General features: G+C 48.0%; 13 protein-coding genes. 5 read left to right on the plus strand and 8 right to left on the minus strand.

Features of this window, described 5'->3' with window-relative positions:
- Positions 1-69: 69 nt before the first annotated feature.
- The 7 genes from ADIAL_RS07415 to ADIAL_RS07445 all read right to left on the minus strand — a co-directional run bounded on the left by ADIAL_RS07415 (position 70) and on the right by ADIAL_RS07445 (position 9,547).
- Positions 70-969, minus strand: coding sequence for a DUF4349 domain-containing protein (locus ADIAL_RS07415; protein WP_034302023.1), 900 nt, complete (start codon positions 967-969; stop codon positions 70-72).
- A gap of 308 nt (positions 970-1,277) precedes the next feature.
- On the minus strand, positions 1,278-2,561 hold the full coding sequence (locus ADIAL_RS07420) for a flavin monoamine oxidase family protein (RefSeq protein WP_034302025.1): 1,284 nt from the start codon (positions 2,559-2,561) through the stop codon (positions 1,278-1,280).
- A gap of 157 nt (positions 2,562-2,718) precedes the next feature.
- Entirely contained in the window at positions 2,719-3,486 is a 768-nt protein-coding gene (locus tag ADIAL_RS07425) for a MurR/RpiR family transcriptional regulator (RefSeq protein ID WP_034302028.1), read from the minus strand.
- Positions 3,487-3,596: 110 nt separating this feature from the next.
- Positions 3,597-4,067, minus strand: coding sequence for a GNAT family N-acetyltransferase (locus ADIAL_RS07430; protein ID WP_034302030.1), 471 nt, complete (start codon positions 4,065-4,067; stop codon positions 3,597-3,599).
- A gap of 240 nt (positions 4,068-4,307) precedes the next feature.
- A complete protein-coding gene (locus tag ADIAL_RS07435; RefSeq protein WP_034302032.1) occupies positions 4,308-5,636 on the minus strand; it encodes a 6-phospho-alpha-glucosidase in 1,329 nt (442 codons plus the stop codon).
- 263 nt (positions 5,637-5,899) lie between these two features.
- A complete protein-coding gene (locus ADIAL_RS07440; protein ID WP_034302034.1) occupies positions 5,900-7,477 on the minus strand; it encodes an alpha-glucoside-specific PTS transporter subunit IIBC in 1,578 nt (525 codons plus the stop codon).
- Positions 7,478-7,864: 387 nt separating this feature from the next.
- Positions 7,865-9,547 (minus strand): methyl-accepting chemotaxis protein, encoded by a 1,683-nt coding sequence (locus ADIAL_RS07445; protein ID WP_051503803.1) that lies wholly within the window; start codon positions 9,545-9,547, stop codon positions 7,865-7,867.
- Between the two features lie 216 nt (positions 9,548-9,763).
- Here ADIAL_RS07445 and ADIAL_RS07450 point away from each other — a divergent pair, with 216 nt between their 5' ends.
- The 5 genes from ADIAL_RS07450 (at position 9,764) to ADIAL_RS07470 (ending at position 15,502) form a co-directional block, all read left to right on the plus strand.
- Positions 9,764-10,903, plus strand: a complete 1,140-nt coding sequence (locus tag ADIAL_RS07450; protein ID WP_051503804.1) for a CobW family GTP-binding protein — start codon at positions 9,764-9,766, stop codon at positions 10,901-10,903.
- Positions 10,904-11,147: 244 nt separating this feature from the next.
- A complete protein-coding gene (locus ADIAL_RS07455; protein ID WP_034302037.1) occupies positions 11,148-12,056 on the plus strand; it encodes an ABC transporter ATP-binding protein in 909 nt (302 codons plus the stop codon).
- A 15-nt stretch (positions 12,057-12,071) separates the two neighbouring features.
- On the plus strand, positions 12,072-13,073 hold the full coding sequence (locus tag ADIAL_RS07460) for an ABC transporter permease (RefSeq protein ID WP_034302038.1): 1,002 nt from the start codon (positions 12,072-12,074) through the stop codon (positions 13,071-13,073).
- Positions 13,074-13,094: 21 nt separating this feature from the next.
- Positions 13,095-13,889: a GDSL-type esterase/lipase family protein gene (locus ADIAL_RS07465; protein ID WP_034302041.1), complete on the plus strand. Its 795-nt coding sequence runs from the start codon at positions 13,095-13,097 to the stop codon at positions 13,887-13,889.
- A 209-nt stretch (positions 13,890-14,098) separates the two neighbouring features.
- Positions 14,099-15,502, plus strand: a complete 1,404-nt coding sequence (locus tag ADIAL_RS07470; RefSeq protein ID WP_034302043.1) for an aldehyde dehydrogenase family protein — start codon at positions 14,099-14,101, stop codon at positions 15,500-15,502.
- Positions 15,503-15,824: 322 nt separating this feature from the next.
- Here ADIAL_RS07470 and ADIAL_RS07475 read toward each other — a convergent pair whose 3' ends face one another.
- Positions 15,825-17,276, minus strand: a complete 1,452-nt coding sequence (locus ADIAL_RS07475) for a DUF5050 domain-containing protein (protein WP_034302045.1) — start codon at positions 17,274-17,276, stop codon at positions 15,825-15,827.
- Positions 17,277-17,480 lie beyond the last annotated feature (204 nt).

Consider the following 17,480-nt stretch of genomic DNA (forward strand, 5'->3'; position numbering starts at 1 on the left):
GCGCACCTGTGCCTTCTCCCTGTCCCCTCGTACGCTAGGCTAAAATGAACCTTCTGTGAGGAGTTTGACTTATCTTTTGATTCTCCGTCTGACGATAAAAATCAGTGCCCCAATGACCCCCGCAATGATCAGATAAGGTAAGGCATAGATGAGACCGATAAACAAATCCTGCATGATAAAGTAAAAGGCAAAAAAGGAATCAGCCAGTGCTTCCTGTAGCCTTCTGAGGAAGGATACCTGGTCTCCCCGTTCCCTCGTCAGCCGAGCCCGCTCGGTGACTGTTAGGCGGACAACCGTATAGTCGATTAGATCATCATAGTAATCGAGCTGCGACTGCAGGCTTTCTCTTTCTGCAATGGTTTCGCTTAAGCTGTTTTCGATCTGAATGATCTCCTCAATGGTGTCTGCCTGTTCCAGCAGTTCAGTCAGCCGTCCTTCCTTGCTGGTCAATACCCTAACCCGAGCTTCAGTATCCCGGTAAAACTGGGTGACATCTTCAGTCCCTCTCTGCTCACTGATTTTCTGTGCCTGAACGCCCTCCAGCTCAGCCAGAAAGGTATCCAGCTGGTCTATCGGAACTCTCAGTGTATAGTTGATCATCCGATAAGAACGGGACGTTTGGCCTGATGGGGTGTAACTCGTTTCATAGGAATGCTCGATAAAAGCCCCCTGCTTGGCTACCGTCTGCCGGATATATTGGGTCGTCTCTGTAAAATCCAGTGTTTCATAGTCCAGACTGACATTGCGGATCACTTTCTCCCCAATCAGTCGCCCACCTTCACTATCCCCATCCTCCATTCTGCCCATCTCCATGTCTCCGGCATCCGAGAACTCTTCCATCACAAGTCCGCCTCCGGGCCTCGTCACACTGTCCTCGGCTGTATCTTCTCCTGTTTGGGTACATCCTGAAATAAAAAGGATCATAGCTGTCAATATACTCAGCCAAAGCGCTGCAGGTGCTTGCTTCATCCTCGACACTCCCCGTCCAGACTCTTTGTTAAGCTGATTTTACCATATCCTTTCGAATGAAAGATATCGATAACCGGTGTTCTCTCTTCCCCTCTGCTGTTGAATACGTTTTATTTTTTATAATACAGGATTTGACTTTATGCTTGTCTGTAGCAGCTACACCAACTTTTATCCACGAGATCAAGCCGGGCATAAATCCCCTGACCTAAAAGGAAGCTGTAATTCAGACAGACCATCCGAACTACAGCTTCCCTTTTACTCCCTCTTGTTTTTCATGTCGCTGCTTCCGTTTCAGCAGCTGCATTTCTTTAGGCGAGCTGTTCGATCAGCTGCTCAGCAGCAAATGTTCCGGCTCGGGCAGCACCTTCCATAAAGCCAGGGAAAGCTTCGGCCAGTTCTGTGCTGGCAAACACACACTTTTCAAAGGGCTGTCTCAGCTGCTCAGGCGCATCAGCTATGCCGTCTACATGAACCTGAGCGCTGTAACCTCCGCCGCAGAAGGGATGATCCACCCAGATGCTCTCCCGGTAGTCCACATACTCGGCTGCTTCTTTACCGAGCACTTCATGCAGCCGGTCCAAAACAAACTGCTGGCGGGCGGAAGCGGGTTGCCCAGCCAGATCTTTGGCCAGATCGCCCCCGATAAAAGCTGTCAGCCGAGGCGTATCTCCCTCTTTAGAGGAATCCGAAATACTCAGACCCTGAAAGCGGCTAAAGACGATTCCTTCTACAGGTAGCTTTTCTTCTTCCAGTTCAACTGCGGTCCAGAAAGACTGATCATAGCTGAGGGTCACCTTGATTACCGACCCATCCACAAAGCTTGACAGAAGCGGAGCAAAATGCGCATGCAGGTCTTCTGGTAAAGATAGTCTCGACGCAACAGTCGGCGGTACTGCAAGAAGCAGACCTTTTGCTCTGTACCTGTCACCAGATTCAGTAGTCACTTCATAGTGATCTCCCTGCTTTTCTACTTGCCTGACGGGCTGACTGAAATGGACTGGCACTTTCAAATTGTCCACGAGATAAGCGATGACTTGGGAAAGTTGACCAGACGCCTGATGCGTCAGGTCATCCTGCTCTGACGTGTAGCGCTCGCTTACGTCGATGTAACTCTCTGCCGACATATAATCGGTATCGACTGTTGCTTCTTCAGTGATGAAACTTTTGGCCACAGCCGCTTCCTCGGTAGTATCCGTCAGTTCTTCGATGACCTCTGACAACGACAAATCTGAACTCTCCAGATCCCCCAGCAGATCCTCGTCTACGGCTTCAATCAAGTCTCCCACCGGCTCCATAGTCTTGGCATGTAAAAAAACACTGTTTGGTTGGGCATGCGTCTTGACCAAAGACATCCCACTCGCTTCAATAAAGCGAACCATTTCAGTCATGTCTGTATTGACGAACTGGGCCCCCAGTTCAAGCCAGTATTTACCTTCTGCATTGGTCCCTGAATCCACTTTCCCTCCGGCCCGACTTGCTGCTTCCAGGACACAGTAGTTAAGGCCCGACTGATCAATCCTTTGTGCAGCGGCCAAGCCAGACAGACCTGCACCGACTATAAGCACATCGTATATAGGCATCTCTTTTTTCATATTAAACTCCTCCTGTTGACTGAACAATTTTTAATCTATTTTTTTTATTTTATCACAGGGAAGTCCCCGTCCGCCTTTTTGAAGTCTGTATCTGCTTACTAGATGCTGCAGCCTGATAGGGTGGAACGGCTCGCATTTTTTTGACTACGACAACTGACTAAGAACGATTGCCTTGCTGAGCCAACTTATATTCAAAAAAACCCCTGACCAAATGATCGATCAGCACATGCAGGCCGATAAAGGATTTATGCTCGACACCAAACGCAAAGCCAAAATCGGTCGATTGGAAGTACAACTGATAGGTACTCAGCTCGGCCAGATTGTTGTTTTTGAAGCTAGTAATCGACAGTGTGGGAATCCCAGCATGGCTGATTTTCTTGAGATCACTAGTAATATCCGCCAGGTCTCCACTCAAAGAAGCAAAAATCACTAAATCAGCCGAACACATGTGCCGGCAGGACACTTGCAGCTCCTTCAGGGACGGAATCAGGTAGACCTGCTTTCCCATCGATACAAGGTAGCGGTTCAGTTCCTGCAGGGCATTCTGCTGTCCCCAGCCCGTCCCGTAAGCATATATCGTCTGAGCCTGATCGATGCGCTCGTAAATTTTTTCCTTGGCCTGACTTTCAAAAAGCTGTATTGTCCGTTTGATATCCGTTTCGCTGGACTGAAAAGCACTGCCTGCTGCTTGTTGTGCTTTATCCGTTTGAGCGTCTCTCAAGTAAAACTTAAATTCGCTGAAACCGGAAAAGCCAAGTTTCTTGGTTAGCCGAAGAATAGAAGACTTTGAAATATTGCAGTGTCCGCTCAGCTCCATGATGGTCATATCCTTGACCGCTTCTGCATGGCTGTCTATATAATCAATGATGTGGTAGTCGTTCTCAGATAAATGCTCGGCATATCTGTTGACGAGTTCGTACAGCATAATGGGCCCACCTTCTTTATAAGAGTCTGTTCTCTTTTATATTATCACAGTTTATGTACTTCCTGCTCAAGTTGGTATAAAAAAGGACGCCGGCCAAGCCCTGCGTCCTTTTACCGGACTTCTTGCCGGCTTTCTATTTTGAGTTTAAAGCGTGTACTGTCGCTGTCTTCTTTGACTAGCTCCATGCCTAGCGTTTCCAGAATCATTTCCGTATAAATATCCTCTACTCGACAGTCTGTCACAACGACTTTAACGCCTCCAAAGGTAAAAATCCAGTTGAACAGTTCTTGCATCGCTTCTACAGCGTAGCCTTTATTTCGGGCGTAAGAGAGAATTTCAAACTGCATTTCGACTGTTGCTTCTGTTTCCACACAGCCAGCCAGTCCAATATCTCCTATAAGAGTACCTTCACTTTTTTCAATCAGAAGCCAAGTCTGACTGTTTACACACTTCCCACCTGCGTTGATTTTATCCAGACATTTTTTTATGTTGTTTGTAACATCTGATGTACAGCATACGTACTTCAGCACCGACTCCTCTGAACAGGGAACCAGCTTAAGTCGATCAGTTATCAGTTCCATTTTTCTACCCCTTTGAATAGTTTCCCTATCTTGCTTCATGCTTCTATCTATGTATTAAGACTACTGTTCCTACTTATTTTATTTTAACCTTTCAGACTGTCAGCTGCTAATTATTTGCTCAAAAATCAGTGATTTCTATATCCAAAAACGGACTTGCTTCCTGAAGTGGACTTGCTGTGCTTTTTCTGATAAAAAATCCTTGCAAGCCGTCAAGCGGCCTGCAAGGGTATCTCTTTTCTACTAGTTCATGACCGGCCAGAATTCTCCATTGGCTTCGATCAGTTCTTCCATCAATTCTTCGGCGACACGTCCGTTTGGAACGGTCCGCGAAAGAGTCAGTGCCTGCCATAGTTTCTGGCGCGAGCCCTCTTCCCAGGCTTCTACGACCAGTTTTTCGACGGCAACTTGCTGCTCCATCAGACCTTTCTGGAAACGGGGGATTTCTCCCTGTGTGATAGGCTCCGGTCCGTTTGAGCCTACGATACATGGGACTTCAACCATGGCTGTATCATCAAAATTGGCAATGGCCCCTTTGTTTTCCACGATCAGGAGCATACGTTCACCAGTATTGTAGGCAATCGCTCTGGCCAGGTCGACAATGTAGGAAGCGTGCTCGTCAATTTCAAGTGTAGATCCTTCTGTCGTCTGATTAGCTGCAATTTTTCTGCATTCGCCGAAGACATGCTTCTCGCGGCCATCCATGACTTCATTGGCCCGAGTATAGGTCGGGTCAGCCTTGGCGACTTCGTCCTGCGGATACATGTAGTACTTCAGGTAGGTGTTCGGCAGCGTATCCGGATCCAGGGCATAGACATCCTTCACTTTTTTGAATGTATCCTGCCAGCTGCTGTCCACGTGCTGACCGGAATCATCAAAGTTGACGGCATAGCCATTTTCACTAACGTGCTGTTTCAAGGCCGGCATCAAATCATTGCCTTCTTTATCTGTAATGGATGTCCACCAGCCAAAGTGGTTCAGGCCGTAATAACGGACATTCAAGTCTTTACGGCTGTTCATACCAAGGATTTTCACCATCAGATTTTCGATGGATATCGGCATGTCACAGATATTCAGGATGCGTGCATTTGGCCGAAGCTTGCGTGTCGCTTCAGCAACAATCGCTGCAGGGTTGGAGTAGTTGAGCATCCAGGCGTCTGGAGAATACTCTTCCATATAGTCAATCAGTTCAAGAACGCCGCCAATGGAACGCATACCATAGCTCATCCCACCGGGTCCACAGGTTTCCTGCCCGACCACGTCATATTTAAGCGGAATTTTCTCGTCCATTTCACGCATCTTGTACTTGCCGACCCGGATGTGGGCCATGACAAAGTCGACGTCAGAAAAGCCTTCTTCAGGATCAGTGGTTTTTACAAACTGGATATCTGGAGCTTTTTCTTTGATGATGACCTCACAGGCATCCGCAACGGTGTTCTGTCTTTCTTCATCATTGTCATAAAATTTGATTTGTCTGATCGGGAAGCGGTCCAGATTTTCAAGGAGCATCAAGACGATGCCTGGGGTAAAGGTGCTTCCGCCACCTGCGATAACGATTGACTGTTTTTTCATATTTTCCATCTCCTTAAGATGCATTTTTATAGTTAGCAGCCACTTGCATGGCTACTGTTTATCCAAATAGTTGATTTCGTTTCTGTACGGAGCCACTCAACAGTCTTATACTGACTGAGCTGGCACGCCTGACTCTTTGCCAGGCCACTCAACAGCCTTGTATTGACTGAGTTGGCATGCCTGACTCTTTGCCAGGCTACTCAACGGCCTTGTACTGACTGAGTGAACCTCCGTCCGCCTTTTACAGCACTAAAATGCCTGTTTTATATTCCGGTGAGTGACTCAACCGCCTCCCTTACCTGAGAAACGGACAGCCCAACGATGACTTGGAAAGACTGCTTGTTCCGAACGACTCCCATGGCTCCCCCTTCATTGAAGGCTTCGTCATCTTTGACCTTGGTGGCGTCCTTGACCCGGACTCTTAGACGGGTGGCGCAGTTGTTGACGGTTTCGATATTTTCCGCTCCACCAAATGCTTCCACAAAAGCCAGCGCCTGGTCTGCATACTGATCGGCCGGCGAACCTTTCGCCGCTCCTTTTTCTCTTTCACGGTATTCTTTTTTACTGTAAAGCTTAGCCCCTTCTTTATCTGAACGTCCCGGTGTCATAAAGTTGAATTTCACAATCAGATAACGGAACAGGAAGAAGTAGATGATTGTAAAACTGAGTCCGATCAAAATTTGAGCGATATAGGTCCCAGCATGATTGTTGAACAGCGGAATCCAGTTTTTGGATGCAATCTCGATCAGTCCGCCACCCATATCTCCAACCACACCGAAAGAGTACATAACCGTTGCCATGGTTGCAGCCAGAAAAGCGTGAATAAAGAACAGAACGGGTGCGACAAACAGGAAAGTAAATTCCAGAGGCTCTGTGATCCCTGCCAGAACTGCAGTCAGGGTAGCTGGAATGACCAGGGCCGCCACTTTCTTGCGGTTTTCAGGCTTGGCTGTAAAGTAGAAAGCCGCTGCAATACCCGGTGCCGCAAACATTTTGGAATTGCCATGCAGGGCAAAGGCGCCTTGTGGAAACACTTCTGCTAAAGACGCTTCTGTGCTGGCCAGAACAGGCAGATTTTCAATAAAGGAGGTCACGATGCCCCCTTCAACAATAGCCGGTCCGAACAGGAAAGGCGTATAGACAAAGTGGTGCAGGCCGGTCGGAATTAAAACACGCTCCATAAAAGTATAGAGCCAGACTCCAAAGATACCGGAGTTGGTCATGAAGACCTGGGTGGATTCGATTCCCGACTGGACATTCGGCCAGACAAGAGCCGTCAGATAGCTGACTGGCAGCATGGCGAAGAAGCCGACAATCACCACAAAGGATGATCCCTGAAAAATCCCCAGCCAGTCAGGCAGCTTTTTGTCAAAGTAACGGTTATGCAGGAAAACAGCTAGGCTAGCAATCGCAATCGCCCCGATGATTCCTGTGTCCAGCGTACGGATCCCCGCGATCATCTTCAGACCACTGGTCCCGCCGACTTCCTGTGTGAAGTCCACACCGAAAGTGGAACCGTACAATTCCAGCATACTGGATAAAAAGTAGTTAAACGTCAGATAAATAACGACTGCTTCCAGTACTGCCCGGGCATTAGCTTTTTTAGCCAGCCCCAAAGCGATCCCGGTTACGAATAAAATCTCCATCTGATTAAAGACCGTCCAGGCCCCGTTTTCAATAATCGTCCAAAAGCCATGCCAGAGCGTCCCCTCTTCCGCAATGGCACCCACAATCTGTGTATTATTGAACATCAAGGCAAAAGCAACCATGATTCCTGCAAAAGCAAACAGTAGTACAGGCGTAAACATCGCCCCACCGAAGCGCTGTAATTTCTCCTTCATCAACTCGTCCTTCTTTCTTTATCTTTTTGTGCCTCTTTGTATATTCATTAAAACATCAGAGAAGAGCGCTTACAACCGGGTAAGTCTTCTTAGGAAAGGAAGCGCATACATTGGTATCTGTCCCTCATCTCGGGAAATTTCCCGCGCTTGCACAGACCCCTAAACCTTGAGGTAAAACAACTCCGGTAAGTCAGAGGCTAAAGCAACCCTTTGAATTGATGTCTGATTCCATGCCGTCCGGTTGGCCGAACAGATCAGGGGTACCCATGCTTCCTCCCCATAAGCCTGCTTAGCTGAAGACTGACCTATGCAGTAGACAGCAATAAGCCCCTGCCTGAAACCAAACCGGGCTTCAGACAGGGGCTTATTCTTGTCCACCTTTACTTTTTACAATTCAAATTTTTCGACGATCTGATTCAGCTCTTCTGCCAAGCGGGACAGTTCCTCCGAACTGGCTGATACTTCCTGCATGGTCGAGTTGGCCTGCTGAGCCGACGCTGACGTCTGCTGAATGCCCGCTGCTGACTGCTGGCTGACGGACGCAATTTCTTCCACATGTGCATTCATCTGAACAGTCTGTTCTTTGTTGCTTTTTAGTTTCTGACTAATAATCTGGATTGTCTTTTCCATCTTTTCAACAGAAGAAGCAATCGTTTCAAAGGTCTGACCCGTCTGGTGGATCTGAGTCGTCCCCTTCTGCACTTCGCTGTAGCCGTCTTTTAAAGCGGTCGAAACAGTAAGCGATTCAGCCTGCATCCCCTTGACAATCGACGTGATTTCGCCAACCGAACCAGATACCTGCTCGGCCAGCTTTCTCACTTCTTCAGCTACTACGGCAAAGCCCTTACCCTGCTCGCCTGCACGGGCCGCTTCAATTGCTGCATTCAAAGCTAGAAGATTGGTCTGTTCAGCAATTTCTTCAATAACGGTTACCAGTGAGGAGACTTCTCTGGACTTGGCATCCAGCCCCTGCATGCCGGAAACTGACTGCTGAAACAGCTTGTCGATCCGCTGCATTTGCGTAACGGACGAATCCATCATCGCCTTTCCCTCTCCGGTCAGCAGTCGGACTTTGCTGGAATCAGAATGTACCCCGGCACTGTCCTTTACAGACTGTTCAATAGTCTCCACAAAAGTCCCCATGCTGGCCGACAGGTCATTGGTATGGATCGCCTGCGATTCTGCTCCTGATGTCAGCTCCTGCATAGTCAAGGCAATCTGATCAGACCCCTGAACCACTTCCGTCGTCGATTGCATCAACTCCTCGCTCGCACTCAGAACCTGATGCGTTGCCTGAGATACTGACGAGATGATGCTTTTCAGTTCTTCTTGCATCTTGCTGGTCGCCTGTTCCAGGAGACCAATTTCGTCTTTGCGCTTCGTTTTCAGTACCTGCCCAGTTAGTTTACCTGAAGCCACCTGATTCAGCTTCTCAGAGACTCTGGCTAGCGGCTGCCCGATTACTTTCCCCATTGTCAAACCGACAATCACTGCAAAAACAGTCGCCAATAGACTAGCTCCTATAATTAGGGTGACCAGTCTCATGTAAATGGCCTGGTTTTCTAGATAGGCTGCTTGAGACAGGCCTTCTTTCATATCCAGCAAGTCATTCAAGTACATGTTGGCTGCTCCGTACCAGGATCCCCCCTGCCGGATACCGACCAGAGAATCCATATAGTCCCCTTCGGCCAGTGCCTCTGACGTTTCCACAATGATTTCAGAATAGTTTTCCCAGCTGCGGTTCAGCTGGCCCACCAGTTCCGCCTCCTCTTCCCCCATCACCCGGTTATTATAAGCCACCAGCAGCTCGTCAATCCGCTCCACATTTTCGAGCGCCGGTTCCCCTCTGGTCGCATCCGAATTGATGACCCCCGTCAGCATATGGACCCGGGTGTTTTCCATCAGCTGACTGATTTCTGCCAACAGTAAAGTCGGCTGGAGTCTGTCTTCATAAAGCTGTTCCGCATTACTGTTCATACGCCTGATTCCCAGAAAAGCTCCCGCTCCCAGTAGCAAAACCACGATTGCCAGAATGATATAGGATCCCAGTATTTTTGTTGTTATCTTCATTCTTTTTCCCCCATGCTATGTATGTATAAAGGTAAGCAATCTATGCCCCCTCCCTTTTTATTATCGGAGAATCCACCGGTAAATTAAGTTTCCTAGGATATATTTTGTATCAAAAGCTCATGCGTATACGTTTTCATTTATTTCCATAGCATTTTTTTCAATTTGTGTTACTATCTTAAATAAGAATTGTTACGATTTAATAAAGGAGACTGAGAAATGAAACACATCCCCGTTACTGTATTATCCGGCTATTTAGGATCCGGAAAAACGACATACTTATTGAATGCCTTAGAAAACAGAACACACCAGCGGTTAGGTATCATCGTCAATGATTTTTCTCAAAAAAATGTGGATGCAGATATAATTAAACGCTCGCCTTATTTCAAAAAAACGGATGTCCTCATTCCTTTATCGGACGGCAGTATCAGTTCCGATTTACTGCCTGAACTGGAAGCTGCCCTGTTTCAGCTTGCCTTGTTTGAAAACGTCGATCACATCTTTATTGAAGCTTCCGGTGTCGCAACGCCTAGAACGCTAGCACAACTCGTGACGCAGGCAGTCAACGCAGAAAACGTCAAACTCAGTGATCTCACACATCTGAGAGCTATGGTGACCGTAGTTGACTCCGCCAGAATCAGCCAGCAGTTTGATCAAAAAAACGGCAAGTACAATCACGCCTTTCTTGACAGCAATCAGCTGATCATCAACCAGATTGAATACTGCGATTTACTTGTTTTAAATAAACTGGACCTGGTTACTAAAAAAGATCGCCAATATATCCTGGACCTGCTTCAGACCCTCCAGCCCAGTGCCCAGCTGATCCAGACCACCTTTTCTCAGGTCTCCACTGATCTGCTGTTCGATACCCAGCTTTTTGATCATAGCCAAAAACTGCTGGATGATTGGGATACAGAAGACTTGTCCCAAAGAGAGAGACAGGCTAGAGGCGGGATAGAGTCTTTTGTTTACCACAGAAGACGCCCATTCCATCCTGAACGTCTCGATGCCTGGCTTGACCGCTGGCCTCAAGCCGTGACCCGCTGTAAAGGAGTTTTGTGGCTGATTACTCAGCCTGAAACTGTAATCAAAATTTCTCAGTCAGGCAGAGCCATGGATATTGTCCCTGCCGGCTACTGGATAGCCTCTTTGAAGACCTGGGAAATCGAAAAGATGTTCGATGTCCGACCTCATTTGAAAGACATCTGGCACGAGCGCTTTGGTGACCGGATGACCGAGCTGGTCTTCATCGGTAAAGATATGGACAAGGATCTCATCACTGAAGGCCTCGATCAGTGCCTTTACAGGGATGACGAAAATCCAGCAGACATTCAGGATGTTTTTAAAGCTGCACCGTAAGGCTTCCCTAAGTGTGTACACATAAAACGTCTGCTTATTTCCAAAGTCATGTCCCCGACGTAAGCAACAAGCCTGATGCTATTTTCTTCCTGAAGATTAAACACACCCGCTATCCTGCCTTAGCATGATACACTGTACTTGAGCTATTTACCGTTTCCTTACATCCCTTTCCTTCCTGTCACTGGAGTCTGCTTGCGTCTCTTCACTGTCACGGATTGGATGTCATTTTAATAGGAGGTTTGTTATGCATACATCTGTGTTGACTGTTTCCCATCTAAAAAAAGATATCAAGAAGAAAACCATTATCCACGATGTCAGTTTCGACATCAAAGAAGGAGAAATTTTGGGTTTTTTGGGCCCAAACGGTTCCGGCAAGACGACCACTCTCCGTATGATTGTCGGCCTGTCCAGACCCACAGCTGGTGATGTCGAGATCTGCGGCTATTCTTTGAAAAAGAACTTTGTTCAGGCCATGTCTCAGGTCGGCTGCATCATTGAAGGCCCTGACCTGTACGGCTACATGAGCGGCTACAAGAACCTCGAGCTTTTAGGCAGCATGTCACAAGGGGTCACGAAAGAAGACATTGATTCGACCGTCAAGCTAGTCGGCATGGAAAATCGGATCCACGACAAAGTCGATGTCTACTCAATGGGTATGAAACAGCGAATCGGCCTGGCGCAGGCTTTGATCCACAAACCTAAACTGTTGATCCTGGATGAGCCGACAAATGGCCTGGATCCACAGGGGATCCATGAATTCCGGGAAATCGTCAAACGGCTGGCCCGCGAACGCGGTCTGTCCGTTTTGATTTCCTCCCACCTGATTAGTGAAGTGCAGTTGATGTGTGACCGCGTCAGCATCATCAACAAAGGTCATATTATTCAAAATGCCGATATCAAAGATATCCTGGCAACCGGCGAAGCAGTCTGGACCGTGAATGAGCCGGAAAAAGCCCAGCAGCTGATTAAAGACCGCTTCGGGCTGGAGACCACTCGGGCGCCGGAGGGCCTCAAAGCCCTGGTCGATATGGATACGCTACCTGCAATTAACAAAACACTGATTGAGGCCGGTTTTGAGATCAGCTTTGTTGACAATAAAAAACGGACGCTGGAAGATCTCTTTTTGGAACTGACAGAAAAAGACAAAATATAAGAAAGGGGTTTGACCATGATCAAGCTGACGCAAAATGAAATACTGAAGATCCTGCTCAAGAAAAAACTGTTTCTGATCCTGTTGCTTTTACTAATCTTTGTCTCCCTCTTCTCCTATGGTCAGCAATTTGCCTATGAACGGACAGTCCAGCAGTTTGAAGCCGAAACCGGTGAAATGGACTTTGACTGGCGGGTCCTCGCCAGCCAGCGCCTAGAGGATCTGGAATCCAGAAGTGACAATGAGTTTATTCCTGAAGGCGTACGGGCTTCCTTTGATCGGGAAATCCAGCAGTTGAGCTACTTTATCGATAATGATATCAACCCAATCACCCCAACGGCTTTTGGCTTCAATGCTGAATTTGCCGAGCAGGGAATCGGTCTGTTTATTCCACTTCTGGTAGTGATTTTGGCTGCCGACCTGGTCTCAGGAGAATTTTCCAAGAAGACAGCCAAGATGTTACTTACTCGGGCTGTTCCCCGTTGGAAGATCCTACTCAGTAAATATCTGGCTCTGCTGATGATGACAACGTTGCTGATTTTCATGGTCGCCGTGCTTTCGACCCTGGTCTCCTTTCTCTTCTTCGGTGAGCTAGGCGCGGGCGAACCGGTCATTACCGGCTTCAGTGTTTTTGAAGGCACGCTGGTATCGGACTCGACCATCCTTATTTCCCGCTTCCAGTTTTCCGTTCTGGTCTACTCCCTGGTCTGGTTTGTATCAGTTATCATTGCCTCCATCACCCTGCTCGTCTCAGTCGCCGTGGAGAGCAGCTCGTCCGCTATCGGTATCCTGATGGCTTCAATCATCGGCGGACAGTTCCTGCAATTTTTCCTGGCTGACTGGGAACTGGTCAAATATTTCTTTGTAACAAATCTTGATCTGCCCAGCTACCTGACCGGCTCCTATCAGCCGGTTGAGGGCATGAACCTGAGCTTTTCGATCCTGACCCTGGCGGCATGGGGCGGCCTGTCCCTTTTAATCAGCTTTATCCTGTTCAACCGCCGAGACGTGCTGGTCTGATTGACAATAAAGGAGGAACCTATGTACAAAAAAATCATCTGGCCACTGATTTTAGTCAGTGCCTCGCTATTGTTTCTGCTTTTTGCCTCCGGCTTTGTCACTTCCCTGGTGATCAGCCGTAGCGAAGAGCCCGAAGAAGCTCTGACGGAAGAAGAAACACCCGCCTTTATGGAAGAGCCGACCGACCCGAGCCTGCCGATGGAAGACATCTCCGACATCCTAGTCCTAGGGGATTCCTTGGGGGCCGGTGTCGGTGACGAGGAAGACCTGGGCTTTGGACAGCGCTATGTCAACCTGGTTGAGCAGTCAACCGGTGAAAACCTGAGCCTAAACAACCTTTCTGTTCCCGGCTACGTCAGTTCAGAACTGGCCGAGCAAATAACCAGCGGTACGACCGATGCGGATATCGCCCAAGCTCAGCTGATTATGATCTCTATCGGCGGCAACGACTTGAACCCGCTTTACTTTGAAGACGAAGCGACCATGAGCCTGGAGTTTGACGGCGTCCTTGAGGCCTACTTGAACGACTTGACCCTTATCCTCGAAGAAATCCGAAGTCTTAACCCTGAGGCCCAGCTGGCTCTGATTGGTCTCTATAATCCTTACAGTTCAGACGATCCGGATACCGCCCGCTACTTGCTTGAATGGAACCACCAGACTCGCCTGGTTGCCAACACCGATCCGCGGATCGCTTATATCCCAACCTATGAGTTTTTCCAGTTCAATCTGGAGACCTTCCTGTCATTTGACCGCTTCCACCCCAGCGGTGCCGGCTATCAGTCAATCGCTGAATCGATTTACAAGGTCCTCAACTGAATATAAACAGCCAAAGGCTATCCCCAGGAGGCATCCGGTCCGTATTGATGGCCGGCTGCCTTCTTTTTTATAATACAGCCGGCTCTCATCTGCACTGATGCACTTTTGTATCCGGAATAATTGGTTTAATTTTATCTTTAACAAGCATTATATTTGGTTTATCCGTATGAGTTTTGCATAATGGGGGTACCAACAAGGAGGAGAATATTTTGACTAAACACACACTTTACTACAACGGATCATGGCAGGATGCGCACTCGACAGATGTTGAGGATGTGCTGAATCCGACAACGGAAGAAGTGATTGGCCAAGTCGTGAATGCTGACCAGACGGATGTAGACAAGGCGGTGGCTTCGGCCAAAGCTGCTTTTGACAGCTGGAATGAACTGAAGCCATCAGAACGTGCAGACTATGTAAACAAAATCCTTCAGGGAATCACGAAGCGCAAATCCGAGCTGGTCGATGTGATGATTAAGGAGCTCGGGTCATCCCGTCAGTTCTCTGAAAGTACCCAGGCAGCCATTTCTGAACAGGAAATGCAGGGAACACTGGAGGAAATCGAAAACTTCTCATTTGAAGAGGAAGTGGACAATGCGACCGTCATCAAGGAAGGTTATGGTGTCGTGGCCTGCATCACGCCATGGAACTATCCACTGAACCAGATCCAGAGAAAAATCACCCCGGCTTTACTGGCTGGAAATACTGTCGTGGTCAAGCCGGCCAATCTGACCCCTTACACGGCTCTGCTGCTGGCAGAAATCGTGGATGAAGCAGGTCTGCCGGACGGTGTCTTCAACCTAATCACTGGTAATGGCAGTGATACAGGCGACTACCTGACCAGTCATGATGACGTTTCGGTTATTTCTTTTACCGGTTCAACTCAAGTCGGTAAGAGCTTGTATGAAAAAGCGCAAAAAACTGTCAAACAGCTAGTACTGGAACTGGGCGGCAAGTCTCCGATGATTTACTTGAAAGGCGGCGACCTAGAGCTGGCTGTCAAAAACTCAGCGGATACCCTGCTGCATAATCAAGGTCAGACCTGTTCCGCTTTGTCCCGACTCTTTGTTCCAAAGGATGAGCTGGAGCGGACCAAGAAAGTGATTAAAGACTACTACACAGACATTAAAGTCGGGGATCCGAATGAAGCAGACACGATGGTCGGACCGATTGTCTCTAAAGAACAGATGGAACGCGTTCTGGAGTATATCGAAAAAGGGAAAGAGGAAGGTGCAGAAGTCCTAGTCGGCGGCAACAAAATCGACCGCACCGGCTACTTTGTGGAACCGACTGTGTTTGTCCATGTCGACAATGACATGACGATTGCCCAAGAGGAAATCTTTGGACCGGTATTGGTGGTCATCACCTACGATTCGGTTGAGGAAGCCATCGAACTGGCCAACGACTCCATCTACGGCCTGTCAGGCGGTGTTGTCGGACCGACAGACGAAGCCATCCAAGTCGCCCACAAGCTAAAGACCGGCAACATCATGATCAATGATGCCGAAGAAACACCTAAAGCCCCATTCGGCGGCTACAAACAGTCCGGCCTCGGACGTGAAAACGGCCTGTACGGCGTAGAAGATTATGTAGAAATCAAGGCTATCTTTAAGTAAGAACTGAGTAGTGAAGAAAAAGAGGGGCCCCTGAGGGCTCCTCTTTTTTACGTAATTTATTAATCTGTTTGGCCCTAAGATTGAGGAGTTTCTTGTCGTGCACTATAGATTAATTAACAGTGCACCTTTCAGTGTTAAGTTTGAGTACTCATCCTTTTTCTGTCCCAGTTGCCGGAATCATTCCTTTTTTCCGGCAGCTCACCATTGTCACCATTTAAGTCGCCAAGTCAATAAATAATACACTTAAGAGCAGCTAGGACTATATGTTGAAGGACTGACAACCTGATTTTAACTTAATTTAGTCAATTCTGATTCTATTAACTTAACTATTGCCCTCTCGTATTACTCTAATCTCCTCAAGATCAATCAGCCCTCCACCTATATTCGGCCGCTCTTGTGTATGGAAAATAGCGGAGTCCTCTACTCGGATAAAGACACCTCCGGTTGAGCTTTCTTCCACAAGGGTGCTGCGGGTACCGTCAAGGTCAGCTGTATACACGCCATTTTCATTAGGGAAACCTTCTTCTCTTACATGATAGAGCAGGCCAAATTCTGTAGCCAGGAAAGTGGACACCGGCTGTTCCGTCAGCTGTTCAGCTTCAGCTTCTTCCAGCTGCACGTCCCGTCTGTACAGCTGATAACTGTCACCGATATAATAGTAATCGCCCTCATGGTACTGGGCATGGAAGCCTCCTTCAGCTATGATCTGACGGTTGCGGCCGTCGGGATCTAGACGCTGAATATTGCCGTTCTCAAACTCTCCCTGACTGATCAGCATGCCGTCAGCGTAAACCGTCAGTTCCCGGCCTCTAACCTCTGGAAAACGCTCCAGTTTCAGACTGGCAAGATCCATGCGGTATACCCTGTAATCGTCACCTGCATTAACGAAATAAAGCCCGTTGTCCATAATTTGAAGTTCCTCAGACCATCCCAGACTGTGCACTTCTTCCAGCCCACTGCCGTCTGTCCTTACCCGGCTGACCCCTTGTTCACTGCTGAAATACAGCCACTCATCAAACAGACTCAGGCCGGTCAGAAAGCCAGTGTTTTCCTCCAGACGAATGATTAAGTCTCTTTGACCCGTTTCTAAATCGACCCCGACGATATCCAGCGGCCGGTCAAGCAGAAACAGTGTCTGTCCGTCTGTGACTGCGTAGCCACTGTTTTGGACAGTGTGGCTTCCTGATTCCTGGCCGCTCTCCCCGGCATGGCCTGACCCTTCAGCCTTTACATTGTGCAGCCAGACTTGCCCTTCTCGATACAAGCCACCAACAAAGACTAAAGGAGCCAGCAAAAGTAGGGCCGTCAAGGCATGCTGAACATAAGCAGCTGCTTTATACTTGCGTTCTTCCTGTTCATCAAGGAGAATCTTCCTTAAATCAACAACAAACAACGAAGGGCCTTCAATTCGAATCCAGTTTTCTTCTTCCGTAAGTGTAACCTCTCCTTCGCTTACCCACCCAAACAGCCAATTTCTTGCGGACTTGACCCGGTAGCCCGTACTGAGTGTTTCGGTAATGTGATACGCCGCTGAATCCACTACTGTTTGGATTGGTTTCGCTTCTGTCAGCTGGATATGGGCAATGTGATGTTCAAAGCGACTGCTTGTCCAGCTGGACAACACAATGCCGTATAAAACCAGCAGCCCCCAGCCATACTGGATCTCCATTCCTAAAAAGCCGATGACCACTAAGCCAACCAGCAAAACCAGCGGCAAATAAAGAAACAGCAGGGTTCTCATCACGATGTTTACTTTGTTATTCACTATCTTCATTCCTTCCTGTCCTGACCGGTAGCTTTTTATGCTGTCACACGCATGCTTTCCAATACCGGCCGGCTACTTGGATTATAACCGTTTATAATATCCTGAATAATTCATACTTTTTCTTTAAAGCGTTTGAAACTGCCTAACGGCAGTCTAAATAAACTTTTTTTGTTTTCACCTGTTAAGTGATGAAAAAAGAACCCCATTCTGATA

This window comes from Alkalibacterium sp. AK22 (genome assembly GCF_000585255.1).
Classification (GTDB): domain Bacteria; phylum Bacillota; class Bacilli; order Lactobacillales; family Carnobacteriaceae_A; genus Alkalibacterium.

Bases quoted from the DNA above. Each gene is read 5' to 3' on its own strand.
- ADIAL_RS07445 (WP_051503803.1), bottom strand. From the start codon at position 9,547: ATGAAGATAACAACAAAAATACTGGGATCCTATATCATTCTGGCAATC.
- ADIAL_RS07465 (WP_034302041.1), top strand. From the start codon at position 13,095: ATGTACAAAAAAATCATCTGGCCACTGATTTTAGTCAGTGCCTCGCTA.
- ADIAL_RS07435 (WP_034302032.1), bottom strand. From the start codon at position 5,636: ATGAAAAAACAGTCAATCGTTATCGCAGGTGGCGGAAGCACCTTTACC.
- ADIAL_RS07450 (WP_051503804.1), top strand. From the start codon at position 9,764: ATGAAACACATCCCCGTTACTGTATTATCCGGCTATTTAGGATCCGGA.
- ADIAL_RS07460 (WP_034302038.1), top strand. From the start codon at position 12,072: ATGATCAAGCTGACGCAAAATGAAATACTGAAGATCCTGCTCAAGAAA.
- ADIAL_RS07415 (WP_034302023.1), bottom strand. From the start codon at position 969: ATGAAGCAAGCACCTGCAGCGCTTTGGCTGAGTATATTGACAGCTATG.
- ADIAL_RS07475 (WP_034302045.1), bottom strand. From the start codon at position 17,276: ATGAAGATAGTGAATAACAAAGTAAACATCGTGATGAGAACCCTGCTG.
- ADIAL_RS07455 (WP_034302037.1), top strand. From the start codon at position 11,148: ATGCATACATCTGTGTTGACTGTTTCCCATCTAAAAAAAGATATCAAG.
- ADIAL_RS07430 (WP_034302030.1), bottom strand. From the start codon at position 4,067: ATGGAACTGATAACTGATCGACTTAAGCTGGTTCCCTGTTCAGAGGAG.
- ADIAL_RS07440 (WP_034302034.1), bottom strand. From the start codon at position 7,477: ATGAAGGAGAAATTACAGCGCTTCGGTGGGGCGATGTTTACGCCTGTA.
- ADIAL_RS07420 (WP_034302025.1), bottom strand. From the start codon at position 2,561: ATGAAAAAAGAGATGCCTATATACGATGTGCTTATAGTCGGTGCAGGT.
- ADIAL_RS07425 (WP_034302028.1), bottom strand. From the start codon at position 3,486: ATGCTGTACGAACTCGTCAACAGATATGCCGAGCATTTATCTGAGAAC.